General features: G+C 55.4%; 11 protein-coding genes and 1 tRNA gene. 5 read left to right on the forward strand and 7 right to left on the reverse strand.

Translation table 11 applies throughout. The annotated features are described in order from the left end of the window. Positions 1–406 precede the first annotated feature (406 nt). Positions 407–2,692 carry an FUSC family protein gene (locus tag CA948_RS08470; RefSeq protein WP_094197367.1) on the forward strand — a complete coding sequence of 762 codons (2,286 nt, stop codon included), beginning with the start codon at positions 407–409 and terminating at the stop codon, positions 2,690–2,692. Positions 2,693–2,931: 239 nt separating this feature from the next. Here CA948_RS08470 and yaaA read toward each other — a convergent pair whose 3' ends face one another. From yaaA to CA948_RS08485, 3 genes are all read right to left on the reverse strand, one after another. Then, positions 2,932–3,720, reverse strand: a complete 789-nt coding sequence (yaaA, locus tag CA948_RS08475; RefSeq protein WP_108727781.1) for a peroxide stress protein YaaA — start codon at positions 3,718–3,720, stop codon at positions 2,932–2,934. A gap of 79 nt (positions 3,721–3,799) precedes the next feature. Continuing rightward, a complete protein-coding gene (locus CA948_RS08480; RefSeq protein ID WP_108727782.1) occupies positions 3,800–4,582 on the reverse strand; it encodes a 3-hydroxybutyrate dehydrogenase in 783 nt (260 codons plus the stop codon). 360 nt (positions 4,583–4,942) lie between these two features. Continuing rightward, positions 4,943–5,032 (reverse strand) — tRNA-Ser (locus tag CA948_RS08485). Between the two features lie 688 nt (positions 5,033–5,720). On the opposite strand from CA948_RS08485, the gene CA948_RS08490 reads away from it, so the two are divergent. The 4 genes from CA948_RS08490 to CA948_RS08505 all read left to right on the forward strand — a co-directional run bounded on the left by CA948_RS08490 (position 5,721) and on the right by CA948_RS08505 (position 9,269). Continuing rightward, positions 5,721–6,623, forward strand: a complete 903-nt coding sequence (locus CA948_RS08490; RefSeq protein ID WP_420866723.1) for a helix-turn-helix domain-containing protein — start codon at positions 5,721–5,723, stop codon at positions 6,621–6,623. Positions 6,624–6,633: 10 nt separating this feature from the next. Beyond that, on the forward strand, positions 6,634–8,187 hold the full coding sequence (locus tag CA948_RS08495) for a serine hydrolase (RefSeq protein ID WP_203226762.1): 1,554 nt from the start codon (positions 6,634–6,636) through the stop codon (positions 8,185–8,187). A 179-nt stretch (positions 8,188–8,366) separates the two neighbouring features. Then, the gene (locus CA948_RS08500) at positions 8,367–8,777 is read left to right on the forward strand and encodes a hypothetical protein (protein WP_094197370.1); all 411 of its coding nucleotides are present in this window, start codon (positions 8,367–8,369) and stop codon (positions 8,775–8,777) included. A 183-nt stretch (positions 8,778–8,960) separates the two neighbouring features. Continuing rightward, positions 8,961–9,269, forward strand: coding sequence for a hypothetical protein (locus tag CA948_RS08505; protein ID WP_094198403.1), 309 nt, complete (start codon positions 8,961–8,963; stop codon positions 9,267–9,269). Positions 9,270–9,350: 81 nt separating this feature from the next. Here CA948_RS08505 and serS read toward each other — a convergent pair whose 3' ends face one another. The 4 genes from serS to CA948_RS08525 all read right to left on the reverse strand — a co-directional run bounded on the left by serS (position 9,351) and on the right by CA948_RS08525 (position 15,270). Beyond that, on the reverse strand, positions 9,351–10,697 hold the full coding sequence (serS, locus tag CA948_RS08510) for a serine--tRNA ligase (RefSeq protein ID WP_108727784.1): 1,347 nt from the start codon (positions 10,695–10,697) through the stop codon (positions 9,351–9,353). Between the two features lie 142 nt (positions 10,698–10,839). Further along, a complete protein-coding gene (locus tag CA948_RS08515) occupies positions 10,840–12,153 on the reverse strand; it encodes a replication-associated recombination protein A (RefSeq protein WP_094197372.1) in 1,314 nt (437 codons plus the stop codon). A 125-nt stretch (positions 12,154–12,278) separates the two neighbouring features. Continuing rightward, positions 12,279–12,905, reverse strand: coding sequence for an outer membrane lipoprotein chaperone LolA (gene lolA, locus CA948_RS08520; protein ID WP_108727785.1), 627 nt, complete (start codon positions 12,903–12,905; stop codon positions 12,279–12,281). Then, complete coding sequence (locus CA948_RS08525; protein WP_108727786.1) at positions 12,895–15,270, reverse strand: DNA translocase FtsK; 2,376 nt, start codon at positions 15,268–15,270, stop codon at positions 12,895–12,897. Before CA948_RS08525 ends, lolA begins: the two co-directional genes overlap by 11 nt. Between the last annotated feature and the right edge of the window lie 27 nt (positions 15,271–15,297).

The raw sequence follows: 15,297 nt of genomic DNA on the forward strand, positions 1-15,297 counted from the left end.
TCGACCACGACGGTCCGAGCTTGAACCGATGTCAGCAACATGATCTGGCGCTTCATGGCCCACAGGACCACACCACCCAGACACATTACCGTCCGGCCTGCACTCTTCGACACCCAGTGCGTGCACACAAAAACGTATGCGTTAGCTTGAAACGGAAGTCCTGGCATCCCACGCTTGTGACGCGGCCAGCAACAAAGTTTTTAGGCGCAAAAAACCGGGCGGATGGCCCGGTTAACAGTGCCTCGCTACAATTTGCTCGGATATGGAGCAAAAACACCTAGTTACTTTACCTTGACTGCACAAAGCGAGCAACTGTGATTGTTGGTAAAGTGCAAAAAAACAGGCTTAAAGCTTACATACGTAAAACGATATACTGTCTACCCATGACGAGCTGTCCGGGTATTTTATGGCATCGCCCATCCCACAATTAAAACAATTCCTGTATAGCCACTATTTTTTCGGTGGGCTGCGCCAGTCCATCGGCGTGTTGTTGCCGGTCATTATTTTGGGCCGTTTCTTCGGTCACTATGATATTGGCGTCATTGCCTCCATGGGGGCCACCTGTGTGGCCATCATTGACCAGCCGGGCGGCCCGCGCCGCTACCGCAACAATGAAATGCTCGGTGGCATTGCACTGGGCACGGTCACAGTCGGCCTGACGGGTCTGGCCTCCAGCTCGCCCCTGCTCCTGGTGCTGTGCGTCCCCTTTCTGTGCTTTCTGTACAGTATGTTCTCCGTCTTTGGCCGTCGTGGCGGGCTGATTGGTTTTGCCGCCCTGCTGCTGATGACCTTGACGATGCGCTTTCCCATGCAGCCTCACGAGGTGCTGGCCCATACGCTGTACTCCTTTGCCGGTGGCCTGTCCTATTACCTGTTCAGCACCCTGTTCCGACGCCTGTTCTGGTATCGGGAAGAGCGCCAGACACTGGCGGTAGCCCTGTTTGCCACAGCGGAATACATGGAAGCGCGCTCACAGTTCTATGACTCCACCTCGGACCTGGACGCCTGCTATCGACGGCTGATCAATCTGCAATCCAATATGACCGAAAAGCATCAGGCCGCCCGTGATGTGGTGCTGCGTGAACTGCCACGCGGTTATGGACGAGGCGATCACCACCGCAAGGCACTGCTGACAATCTTCTTGAATATGGTCAGCATTCTGGACTCGCTGGTCGCGACCTATACCGACTACACCGTCCTGCGCCGCCAGCTTTCCGACAGCGATTTCATGGTTTTTGCGCGTGATGGCTTGCACAAGCTGTCGCTGGATATTGGCCGCATTGCCATGAATGTTTCACGCAGTGCTCGCACAACTCGTCGCTCCAGCGTCAAAGCAGAGATCCGCGCCATGGAATACGAGCTGGAGAAATACAAGCGCCAGGGCATGTCTCAATCAGACCCGGAAACGTATGCACTATTAGTTCAGGTGTTACGCCGCCTGCGTAACCTGAACCGGATCGTCGAGCATATGGCCAGCCTGTCTCACCGGGCCAGCCAGAATCTTCCAGTTGATCAGTACCTGAATAAATCGCTAAGCCGAATGCTGTCGCGCGAGGAGCTACGGCTGGGCATGCTGACCAGCAATTTCAAGCTGAAGTCCTCGCACTTTCGCTATGCGGCACGGGTCAGTATTGCTTCCATGGTGGCACTGGGTGTCGGCGCACTCAGCACTCACTTCCAAAGCGAATTGGGCCTGGTCAGTGCCCTGACCGCCCACAGCTACTGGATCATCCTGACGATTCTGGTCATCATGAAACCGGGCTTTGCCATTACCCGCCAGCGCAATGGCTGGCGTCTCTTTGGCACGGTGCTGGGCTGTGCGGCCGCTTTCCTGCTTCTGAAACTGACCAACAACCGCGAGCTGTATCTGATTGCCATGTTACTGGCCTACCTCTTGGGCAACAGTCTGGTCCAGTTGAACTTCCTGCTATCGGCTCTGTTCAACACGATCTTTGTGATCCTGTCCTTCCAGTTCCTGTCCACGGGTGGCTCCTTCATTATTGGAGAACGTTTGGTGGATACGCTGATTGGTTGCGGTATCGCCATGGCAGCCAGCTACTTGCTGCCCAACTGGGAGTCCAGCGCCATGACAGGACTGGCTCGCGCGGCCTTGGCCGCAAACAAAGAATTCTGGCGTGCCGGTCTGGAATTCGCTCGTTTGAGTCGTCTGCACAACCAGAGCCTCAAGAGCGGGCAGGATGGCCAGCCCACGATGACAGAAGCCCAGAAAGAACAAGTGGATCTAGACTTGATGGAAGCCGATACCGCTTGGCAAGTGGCCAACAAAAACGTACACATTGCCTTCAGCAATTTTGCCTCGGCCTTTTATCGCATGATGGATGAGCCTGTCAGCCGTCAAGCCAATGTATCCCTACTGAATAATCTGCTGATTCAAAACCATGTACTGGCCTCGCAAATCAGCGCCGCCACGCCACTTCTGGCTAATTTGAGCCAGATCCCGCCGGGCATACAGAACTCTTTGGATGCGATTGGCGCACTGATCAACGATCAGGATGCAGAGCCGCCCGCCTCTATCGAAACCGAAGGCGAACTGGCCATGCTCGCCTACCCTATCCGCCAAATGAGCAAGGCCGCCCAATTGATACGTCAGGACATGAGAGGTCTGGAATACAGCACTGGCCCGCAGTTGCCACCGGAGCGCAAGCAGGAATTGAAACAGCAAGGGGCGTGATGGCCCTATCCCGTATACATGGGGAACTCGCTATCAAGGCCAAATACGCAAAAGCACAAAGCACAAAGCACAAAGCACAAAGCACAAAGCACAAGAGCATAGGGCACCAAGCCTTCCTCAGGCCGCTGGCCAAAAAAAAGCAAGGCGCAATATATGGCCCTGCCTTTCCTCTTCGTACCAGCAAGACTGCAGAGCAACTAAAGATCTGCCCCTACTACGAAAGTAATAAAGCTAAATGCTTATCCAGCCTTGACGTCCTGTTCGGAGCGACGAAACACCAGCTTATCCTCGCTGGACAACTCGGGCTGAAATACATAGCCTTCACGATCAAACGCTTTCAAACCTTCCACCGTTTGAACACGCTTATCGATAACAAAGCGTGCCATCAAACCACGGGCTTTCTTGGCGTAAAAGCTGATAATCTTCCAGACACCGTTTTTCTCGTCCTGGAATACACACTGCACCACACGCGCACGCAGGGCTTTCTGATCCACCGCCTTGAAATACTCTTCGGAGGCAAGGTTCAAAACGACGGGCTTGGTTTCCCCGTCCTGACGCTCGTTCAGATAGTTGGCAATGCGGCTGCCCCAGTACGCGTACAGATTCGCACCACCGGGGTTCTTCAAGCGAGTCCCCATTTCCAGACGATAAGGGCGCATCAAGTCCAAGGGACGCAATACGCCGTACAAACCACTGAGAATCACAATGTGGTCCTGCGCCCACTGCAGTTCCTTGTCCGACAAGTCTGTCGCAGCCATACCTTCGTACACATCACCATTGAAAGCCAGAATGGCCTGACGGGCGTTGGAGCGGTCAAACTTGGGCTCCCATTCATGGTAGCGCTGAACATTCAAACGAGCCAGATCGTCGCTTAGCTTCATCAAACCAGCGATATCCTCTTCGGACTGAGTGCGCAAAATATCAATCAAGCCTTGCGCCTGCTCCACAAACAGAGGCTGGGTCGCCAGCTCCGTGCGTACAGGGGAGTCGTAATCCAGCTTTTTTGCTGGCGAGAGCAATAACAACATGCGCCTATATCCTTTCTATACAAACAGATAAAGGGCCAAGCCCTTTATCTGTTATCCACACAATACGCTCTGACAACAATTAGCGAGCCGTCCAGCCACCATCCAGGCTTAGCGTCGTACCCGTCATTTGATCCGCAGCGGGAGACGACAAGAACACAGCGGCACCGCCCAATTGCTCGGGGGTGACAAACTGCAGGGAAGGTTGTTTCTCAGCCAGCAGCTCGCGAGCGGCGGCCTCAATATCAATACCTTTTTGCTGGCTGATCGCTTCAATCTGTTTTTCTACTAAGGGTGTACGTACCCAGCCCGGGCAGATTGCGTTGCAAGTAATACCCTTGCCAGCATTTTCCAGCGCCGTCACCTTGGTCAGGCCCACTACACCGTGCTTGGCAGCCACATAAGCCGATTTATTCACCGAGGCCACCAGACCGTGAGCCGAGGCAATATTGATAATGCGCCCCCAACCCTGCTTTTGCATGATGGGCAAGGCAGCAGCAGTGCCGTGAAATACGGCCGACAAGTTCAAGGCAATAATGGCATTCCACTTATCGACGGGGAACTCTTCGATAGGTGCCGTGTACTGGATCCCAGCGTTATTGACCAGAATATCCAGCCCCCCCAGGACCTCTTGCGCCTTGGCAATAAAGTCACGCGTGGCCTGTGCGTCGCTCAGATCTGCATTCAGATAATAGGCTTTGACACCAAACGTGGACTCCAGCGTGCTGCGCTCGCGCTCGATATCTTCAGGCTGACCAAAACCATTGATCACCACATCTGCACCGGCTTTTGCCAATTCGGTGGCCATGGCCAGACCGATACCGCTGGTCGATCCTGTTACAACTGCTTTTTTACCTTTCAGCATAGATACCTCGTGAGTATTGACAACAGAGAACTGAAACCTCAAGTGTACTCGCCGCCCCCACTGCCGGGAAATGCAATGGGATCCTTTTGTCCGGAATCCTCAAGGCCTCCAGAGCAAAGTCAAACACCATCGGCCCCGGTGTTAGCGCATTGCCCTATATATCTTCTGCCTACGCTGCAAAAAAGTCGGCCATGCAAAATGTGACGGGTGAATTTCCCGGACATCGGCTGCCACTGACACTTTTACCTTAACGTGCTCATGTGACAAAACGGCAAACAAACCAAGCACAGAGAACAGGATATTCAGACCGGCAGAAAACAAAAAAGCCCTTGAATAATCAAGGGCTTTTAAAATCTTAGGTGGCGGACAGGGTGGGATTCGAACCCACGGTACGCTTGCACGTACGCCTGATTTCGAGTCAGGTACATTCGACCACTCTGCCACCTGTCCGCGATTGCTTATATGATTACAAGCAAGCCCATAAATATAGATGAAATAGGAGGTGATGACAAGCATTAAAAATGAATACCGAGGAATGCTTTAACAAAATCAGCTTGAGCAAGCGACACTAAGAGAAGGCAATCCCATACCTCACCGCCACTGCACGGCTGATTGACAGCTCTCGGATCGACGCCAGCACGGCATGCTGGACTACTTGCCCCTCCCCCTCTGGGACAAGTCGCCAAAACTTGGGATAGGAGGACCAAAGCCAGCAGCCATCCACGATCGGGATCGTGGCAAAATCAATTGGCCTTTGGCTAACTGATATACCAAACAGAGTTCCACGTTATAAAAAACCCAGCCATCATGACATTTTCCCAATGGTTGGCCGTCCCTGTTCTGTCCGAGCTAGGACAAGAGCCAGGGCGGCGACAGCAAGGTAAGAAGCCTGCGCCTGGACTAATAGCAAGTGACACCAAACGGTGTTTTCAACGATAGACAAGCAGAATCAAGCTCTCTAGCATCACAAGACAGTGATACGCTCCCTCCCCTAGCCAACCAACGCCTTTTCCGACGACAAAATCCTCGAATGCCGCCGACTACCGAGCTCTGCCTGCCACAACGCCTATCCTCTTGCGATACAGAGCCTGCACTACGCTTTGAGGCGTGGCGTGAACAAGCACACCGATGGGTCGACATGCTGCCGTTGCCACCTGGTGTCGAGCTAAATGCAGAACTGACCACGCTGCGCGCTGATAACTGCTTATTGGGCACAATGCGCTCGTCAGCTTATAGTATGCGCGCCGCTCCCCGCCGCCTAGCAGGCGCCCCTGAAATGCTGGTCCTTACCCTTATAGAATCCGGTGAAGTCCTGCGTGATGCTGCGGCGGGCGAACAACAATCCATAGGAAGGGGGGCGCTGGGCCTGTATGACCCCTGGCGCATGTGCGACTACCACTGGAGCCCAAACGCGCGTGAAGTCTTTCTGGCACTTCCACGTCAAGAAGTTCTCACCGCCTTGGGGCACGAACCCGGTGCCATGCTCCTAGTTCCGCCACGATCTGTGCTAGCCCCCATCCTGAGCACCCAACTGAGCCAAATGGCCCTGCTATTACAGAGCCCAACCACACTGGCAGCAAGTGAGTATGCGACGCTACTCGAACAAACCCGTTCAATGGCAATGCTCATGCTGCACAACTTGGGTAAACAGTTCTTGAGCAAGCCTGCGGACACTACCGCAAACCTGCACCAAGGGCGTTACCAAGCGGCTATACGTCTGATGGAGCGCAACATACATCGACACGAACTGGACGCTACCGCCATCGCTACAGGTATAGGCTGTTCACGCACGCGTCTATATGCGGCCTTCGCCCAACAGAACACCTCGGTCATGCAAACCCTGCGTGAAATTCGTCTGCAACGCACTAAATCGCTCATCGAACAAACTCCTCAACTTCACTTGGGCGCCTTATCCTGGCGCTGCGGCTTCACGGATCAGTCCAGCTTTAGCAAGCTCTTCAAAGCACGCTTTCATGTTTGTCCATCGGAATGGCATAAACATGTCTGGAGCCGCACGAACCTGTCCCCCTCTCCCCTCTAAGCCTTTGACCATGCCTATTTCCCTGCTCTCACCACAACGCCTGCTGATTCCACTGCTCAGCACCACCAGCCTGCTGCTAGCCGCTTGCAGCGGCAACTATGATCATGCGCCTTCCAACGACCTGACTGAAGCACAGCTTGAGCGCGGCCTACAAGGCCTGCAAACCCTGGTGCCACAATTGATGGAGCGCTCTGGCGTGCCTGGCGTTGCCGTGGCCGTTGTCTGGAATGGAGAGCTGCGTTATGCCCAAGGCTTTGGTGTGCGCGAAACAGGCAAACCCGAGCCTATCACGCCAGACACTGTGTTCCAGCTTGCCTCAGTCTCCAAATCTGTGGGCGCCACCGTCGTTGCCACGCAAGTGGATGCAGGCGTCATCACCTGGGACACTCCCGTAGCCACACAGCTACCGGACTTTCTGCTTGCTGGCGGTGGCCCCCAACCTAGCGTCGGTGATCTTTACGCCCATCGATCAGGCTTGCCCGACCACGCAGGGGACCAGTTGGAAGATCTGGGCTATGACCGCGACACGATTTTGCACCGCCTGCGGTATGTGCCTGTCAAACAACTGGGTAGCCACTACGCCTACACCAACTTTGGTCTGACTGCGGCGGCTCAGGCCGTTGCCAACGCCGCAGGCACCGAATGGGCCACACTTTCGGAGCGTGAGCTATACCAACCTTTAGGAATGAGCCGCAGCAGCTCGCGCTTTGCTGACTTCATCGCCCAGGATAACCGTGCCATAGGACATAGTTGGCAAGACGGGCGCTACCAGGCTTTATATCAACGCCAGCCCGATGCACAATCCCCCGCTGGTGGCGTCAGTTCTAGCGCACGCGATATGGCGCGCTGGCTAGCCCTGTTGCAAGGCATGGGCACCAGTGCCGAAGGTCGCAAACTATTCGCACCGGCTGCTCTGGAACCCGCACTGGTGCGCCAGTCTCCGCCCGGCCACCAATACGGCTTTGGCTTTAATGTCGGTAATGATCCCTATGGCCAGCGACTGAACTCACACTCGGGAGCTTTTCTACTGGGCGCCTCTACCGTTTTCATGCACTGGCCCGATTCTGCACTTGGCATTGTGGTACTTACAAATGCAGCCCCCAGCGGCGTCGCCGAGGCCAGTGCAATTTCCTTTATCGAGCTGGTGCGTAACGGCTCCACCTCACAAGACTGGTACACCGTCCTTCATGATCAATTCCAGCAGGAAATGTTCCAACCTTTCGGCTCATTAGCGGGCCAAACACCCCCTGCCACACCTGTCCAGCCCTTACCGCTGGAGCGCTACACGGGCACGTACGACAACGATTACTACGGTCAGGCGTCCATCACCCTCGCCAACGGTACGCTGACACTCAGTCTGGGCAAACAAGGCCAATCGTCCTACAAGCTACGCCACTGGGACGGCTCTCGCTTCGTTTTCAGTCTGCTGGGTGAAAACGCCGTCGAGGGCTCGGTCTCGTATCTGGATTTCACGGTCAACCCGGTCGGCAACGTAACGGGCCTGCGTACTGAATACTTCGCTGAAGATTTATCAGGTGGCAGCTTCATGCGTAGCGGATATTAACCCCAAAAAAAGAAGGCTGAATAATCAAGGGTTTACCCTGTATTTCGGCCTTCCTGGCTTGTCCGGCGCATGGGGTGAGCCTATAGTGAAAACAGACATTGATGCATCATAGCCCTGCCTTTTGGGGGCAGCCCTTGGAATTCCAGTGCCACGCGCTGGACTTGATAAAAGGAGTTGTCATGCAAACCTTCCAATGGATTATTGACGCGAATGGCGACGGTATATATAGCCTGAATGAGATCCTTCAGACTATGCGCTGGGGATTCCGGATACCGGGTAGCCTGATCATCGAAACCCTGGGTTCTATTCCAGCCTTAGCAGACCTGCTCAATATTCGGGCCTCGGATGCGACAGGTTACGCCTCGCTGCGAGGTGGGCTGGTCAATATCCTGTCACTCTTTTTCTGGGCTTCTCTCTGTCTCTGGTTTCTGGAGGTCAGCTCCAAGCCGCGCACAGAGCCTGCGCAACGCAACCCACGCCGTACCCCACACCTGAACAAGCAAATGGATTCCGTACACGGTCGACAATTGCATGCGAATTACAATCGTCGCCCCATCCGCCATCGTCAGGTTGAACGCCACACCTTCTGAATCCGCTCATGCACCTCCCCTGTCCTGTCGGGCAGGGGAAACATGTGTTAAGAAAGGTAAACCTGCCGCATAGCTCATACGAGCCATGTTGCGTTTGGAAGTGCTTTGCCAGGATTGCCTAACGTTTGGTACACCGATTTCAAGCAACAATCGCTGCAGCTAGAGTCACGAGAGGTGCAGCATATGAAAAAGCTACTATTAGCTGGCTTGATGGTCTTGGGCACCCACACTGCCTTTGCAGGTGGTGTAAGTGTGGACATCAATGTCGGTATTCCCGGTATCGGTTACGGACCGATCTACTACCCGCCCGCTCATGTTGTGGAACGCCCGGTTTATGTCGCTCCACCGCCGGTGGTTTACCACCCTCCCCGCTATGTCTATCGTCCCGGCTACGTGGAATATGGCCGCTCCAACAAGGAATGGCGCAAGGAGCAGCGACGCGCACACAAGCGCTGGCGCAAGCACCAGGAACGCGACTGGGATGATGACTAATCCTTCACGACGGAACCAGGAATAAAAAAGGGCTGAGGACCATGAAGGTCATCAGCCCTTTTGCGATTCAGGCAGATGCTTTTACTGCGCAGGCACCAGGCGTTCCAGACCGCCCATATAAGGACGCAGAACCTTGGGCACAATGACGCTGCCATCTTCTTGCTGGTGATTTTCCAGGACGGCTACCAAAGCACGGCCTACAGCCAGACCAGAGCCGTTCAATGTATGCACAAACTCGGGTCGAGCCTTGCTGTCGGCACGGAAACGGGCTTGCAGGCGACGGGCCTGGAAAGCCTCGCAGTTCGAGACCGAGGAAATCTCGCGGAACGTGTCTTGTGCTGGCAGCCACACCTCCAGATCGTAGGTTTTGGCGGCAGAAAAACCCATATCGCCGGTACACAGCTGCACCACACGGTATGGCAGTTCCAGAGCTTGTAGAACATGCTCGGCATGGCCGACCATGGACTCCAACGCTTCGTAGGATTGTTCGGGGTGAACGATCTGCACCATTTCCACTTTGTCGAACTGGTGCTGACGAATGACGCCACGGGTATCACGACCACCGCTACCGGCTTCCGAACGGAAACAAGGCGAGTGAGCAGTCAGACGCATAGGCAACGCATCACCAGCCAGAATCTCGTCGCGCACCATGCCCGTCAAGCTGATTTCGGAGGTGGAGATCAGGTACAGGTCTTCAGGCTTGGATTCGGCCGGATCAGTTGGTTCGTTGTCCTGACCACCTTTGGTAACCCAGAACATATCGTCCTTGAACTTGGGCAGTTGGCCTGTGCCGTACAAGGTAGACGCGTTCACGATGTAAGGGGTGTAGCACTCGGTGTAGCCGTGCTCTTCCACTTGAGTATCCAACATGAACTGAGCCAGAGCACGGTGCAAACGGGCCAGAGGGCCACGCAGAACCATGAAACGGGCACCAGCCAACTTACGGGCGGCTTCAAAATCCAGGCCAAATTGTTCGCCCAGGTCCACGTGATCACGCGGCGCAAAAGTGATATGTGCAGGTTTGCCCTGATCATCTTTAGGACCGGGAATCCAGCGGCGTACTTCGACGTTGTCTTCTTCGGACTCGCCCACCGGCACGCTGTCGTGCGGCAGGTTAGGTATCGTGGCAAACCAGGAGGACAGCTCGGCCTGTACTTGGGACAGGTCCTGCTCCAACTGCTTCAGGCGCACCGGGATTTGCTGGGATTGAGCCAATGCCTCGCTGGCGTCTTCGCCCTTGGACTTGAGCTGGCCAATGCGTTTGGCCAGTGCATTGCGCTCGGCCTGCAGGGTTTCGGTTTCCACCTGTACCGCTTTGCGGCGGGCTTCCAGCTGCTGGAAACGCTCGGTGTCAAATTGCACGCCACGTTTCGCCAAGCCCTGTACCAGCGGCTCCAAGTCTTTGCGTAATTGGTTCAGATCTAACATTTAATAGCCATATAGGTGATGGTTCAATCCCGATTGATCTGGTGATTTTAACCACAAGCCACCACAAGCGCAGCACAGCGCAAGCCGTAGCGGGATATCGGGAAATACGGAGGTGGCAGGTCAAGCAAGCGCCTGTCCTGTCTTAGGTATCTTTTTTACCGGCCTGCTCGTCCAGCTGACGCAGGCGCTCCATTTTTTCAGCAATCTTGATTTCCAGACCACGGGGCACGGGCTGATACCAATGCGGATCGGGAATACCCTCCGGCAAGTAAGTCTCACCCGCCGCGTAAGCATTGGGCTCGTCATGAGCATAGCGATACGCATGACCGTGGCCCAGCTCTTTCATCAGCTTGGTCGGGGCGTTGCGCAAATGCACGGGCACTTCACGGCTTTTATCCTGCTTCACAAAGGCGCGGGCCTGGTTGTATGCCATATAACCGGCATTGCTCTTGGCGGCGATAGCCAGATAAATCACGGCCTGCCCCAGCGCCAGTTCTCCTTCAGGGCTGCCTAGGCGCTCAAAGGTCAAGGCGGCATCATTGGCAATTTGCATGGCGCGCGGATCGGCCAGACCGATATCCTCCCAAGCCATGCGGATGATGCGGCGCGACAAATAACGGGCATCTGCCCCACCATCCAGCATCCGGGTCAGCCAATACAAGGCGGCATCCGGGTTGGAACCACGCACCGATTTATGCAAAGCAGAAATCTGGTCGTAGAAATTGTCGCCCCCCTTGTCAAAACGCCGAGAGTTCAAGGTCAGCGCGTTTTGCAGAAAGTCCGTTGTGACCCGCTCGGTGCCGGAGGTCTTGGCGGCCGTATTAGTCTGCTCCAGCAGGTTCAAGAAACGCCGGGCATCACCGTCGGCATAGCCGATCAAGGTATCAACAGCTTGATCGTCGAACGCCAGACCATCCAGCGCATTTTGCTCCTGTACGCGGCGCAGCAGCAGCTTGAGTTCATCATCCGTCAAAGACTTGAGCACATAGACCTGCGCCCGCGACAGCAAAGCCGAATTGACCTCGAACGATGGATTTTCTGTAGTGGCGCCAATAAAGGTCACCAAGCCACTTTCGGCATAAGGGAGAAGCGCGTCCTGCTGAGATTTGTTGAAGCGATGTATCTCGTCCACGAACAGGATGGTGTGCTTGCCCATGGCCAGATTCTGCTGGGCCTGCTCCATGGCCGCACGAATGTCTTTCACGCCTGAAAAGACGGCGGACAAGGCGATGAACTCGCACTCGAATGCACTGGCCGTCAAACGCGCCAGCGTGGTTTTACCCACACCGGGAGGCCCCCAGAAAATCATGGAGTGTGGTTTCCCGGACTGAAAAGCCAAACGTAGTGGCTTGCCCTCGCCCAACAGGTGAGACTGGCCCACCACCTGATCGAGGGTTTTGGGGCGCAGCGCTTCGGCTAAGGGTGCGGCGGGTTCCTGAGCGAACAAATCACGCATGGCGATCGCCCTTCCTAAAATGGCAAGACCTGGTCAAAGCGGACCAGGTCTGTATTGAAAACTTGTTTTGTCAGAGCCAGCTAAGCGCTGCCTCTGACGATAGCTGCACAAAAACAGAATGTGCATCAAGGCATGGAGACGACATCCACTCCGGCAGGAGCCTTGAACGTAAAGGTACCCAAGGTAATCCGAGGGTTCGGTTCCAAGCCGGTGAAGTCGATATACGTGGTTTGCCCGAACGAGTCCTGCAATTCCAGACGACGTGGCTCACGATCCTTGAAGCCGATGTCTACGTAGGAAAAGCCAGCATCGCTTTGCAAAGGCGTGGCTCGGATCCACTCCAGCCCATCCCGCGCATCTTGTTCAACCAGACGGAAGGAATCTTCCAGATTGCCGGTACCAAACAAGATCGCGGCAGGCGAGGCGCCAATGGACTGGTCCACACCACGCTCGGTAACTTGGGCCAGATCCGGGTCGTATTGATAGAGCAGCTTGCCGTCAGACACGATCAACTGCTCATAAGGGCGTTGCACATGCCATTTGAACTGGCCGGGGCGCTGAAACACGAATTGCCCGGACTGCGGCGCACCTTTGGACTGGCCATTGCTATCGACCGTGCGCTGGGAAAATTCGCCTTTTGCGGCATGCACATCTTGCACAAAAGAGCGCAATTGCTCGCTGGCCGACGCGGCCATGGTCAAGGCAGGTGTAGCGGCCAGCAGCATGCTGGCCAACAGTGTCTTAATCTTCATCTTTGGCACCTCCTGCGGGGACCAGAATTTCGCGGTTACCGTTGGGCTGCATGGCCGACACCAAGCCTGCCTGCTCCATTTGTTCCAACAGTCGGGCGGCTCGGTTATAACCGATACGCAAATGACGCTGCACCGAGGAAATCGAGGCGCGGCGATTTTTGATAATGACTTGAACAGCCTGGTCATACAGCGGGTCGGCTTCTGCATCCGCCATACCCGTCACAGGGTTGACTCCCTCACCCGATTCGCCTTCGACAGCACCTTCCAGCAGGCCCTCGATGTAATCGGGCTCGCCATGTTCTTTCAAGTGCTCGACAACACGGTGAACTTCCTCATCGCTGACAAAAGCGCCGTGTACTCGTTTAGGCAAACCTGTACCAGGGGGGAGGTAGAGCATATCGCCCATGCCCAGCAAGGTTTCCGCCCCCATCTGATCCAGAATGGTGCGCGAGTCGATCTTGGAGGACACCTGGAAAGCAATACGGGTAGGAATGTTCGCTTTGATCAGACCCGTAATCACATCCACACTCGGGCGCTGCGTGGCCAGAATCAGGTGGATGCCAGCGGCACGGGCCTTCTGGGCCAAACGGGCAATCAACTCTTCGATCTTCTTGCCCTGCACCATCATCAGGTCAGCCAGCTCGTCGATAATGACAACGATCATGGGCAACACGGACAACGGCTCGGGAGCATCCGGCGTCAAAGAGAAAGGATTAGGGATAGGCTCTTCACGCTTTTGCGCCTCGCGTATTTTGGCGTTGTAACCGGCCAGATTGCGCACGCCCAGCTTGCTCATCAAGCGGTAGCGTTTTTCCATTTCCGCCACACACCAGTTCAAGGCGTTGGACGCCAATCGCATATCCGTGACCACCGGTGCCAGCAAATGAGGAATGCCTTCATAGACACTCATCTCCAGCATCTTGGGGTCAATCAGGATCAGGCGCACATCGGCCGGGTCTGCCTTGTACAGCAGCGACAGAATCATGGCGTTGATACCCACCGACTTACCGGAGCCCGTGGTACCGGCTACCAGCAGGTGGGGCATCTTGGCCAAATCCGCTACCACGGGCTTACCAGCAATATCCTTGCCCAAAGCCATGGTCAGCAAAGAAGCACTGCTGTGATAAGTTTGCGAGCCGACGATTTCCTCCAGACGCACCATTTGGCGGCGGGGATTGGGTAGCTCCAGACCCATCAGGTTTTTGCCGGGAATGGTTTCCACCACCCGAATGCTGACCAGACTCAAGGCACGGGCCAGGTCTTTGGCCAGATTCACGATCTGGCTACCCTTCACACCCGTAGCAGGCTCGATCTCGTAACGGGTAATCACGGGGCCAGCCTGAGCCGCCACCACCGTTACCGCGACACCGAAGTCGGACAATTTCTTTTCAATCAGGCGCGAGGTGAATTCTATCGTTTCCTGCGACACGGTCTCTACATTGTCTGTAGCCGGGTCCAGCAAAGACAGCGGAGGCAAATCGCCCGCTTCGCCAGCCTGACGAGGCACCTTGAACAAGGTCTGCTGCTTTTCTTTCTCGACGCGCTCGGATTTGGGCACGGCCACAAACGCAGGTTCGATACGAACAGGTTGTTCATGTACCAACTGCTCCTGCTTGGCCACCACGCTTTCCGTACGCTCGGCACGTTTGACCTCGCCTACCCGGCGATCCTGACGCGCCGACCACAAGATCATCACACGACGAATCGCCCCTTCGATCAATCCGCCCAGTCGTTCAGCCAGCGTCAGCCAGGAAAAACCGAAGAACAAGCTGGCCCCACCGGCGAGCAGGCCCATCAGCACTAAAGTGGCACCGCCAAAGCCTATCGACGTTACCAATAGTTGCGAAAACAATTGGCCTAACTGCCCACCAGCCCCCGCCGGAAGCTGCCATTGCTGCCCCAGATCTTTAAAGAACAGCGACTCCAGGCCCATACTGCCCAGAAACAAAAAGAAAAAGCCGATGCCAATTTCCCAATGCACCCGCGGCAAGACGTCCTCGCTCTTGGTGCCGGGCAAGAGTAAAGCGGTCAGACGATAAAAGCCCACAGCCACGCGCTGTACCAGCAGCACCACCCAGAGCCAGGCTGTCAGGCCAAATAGATACAAGAGGAAATCGGCGATATGGGCACCAAAAATGCCCCCGCCATTTTGAGTCAGCCCCGAATGCACGGAATGCGACCAGCCAGGGTCGCCCGGATCCCAGGTCGCCAGTACCAGACCGAGCCAGGCTGCCAGCGCAGCGAAGATAATCCACCGCGCTTCGCGCAGCAGTCCTGTCAGGCGCTGTTGCAGGGCGGAAGGCCCATTACGCACATTTTTGGATGACCGGGACGAACGAGGGGATGTTGCAGGTATTCTTGCCATGGACTCATTATAATTGGAGATCGTCTT

It is taken from the genome of Alcaligenes aquatilis (assembly GCF_003076515.1).
Lineage (GTDB): Bacteria > Pseudomonadota > Gammaproteobacteria > Burkholderiales > Burkholderiaceae_B > Alcaligenes > Alcaligenes aquatilis.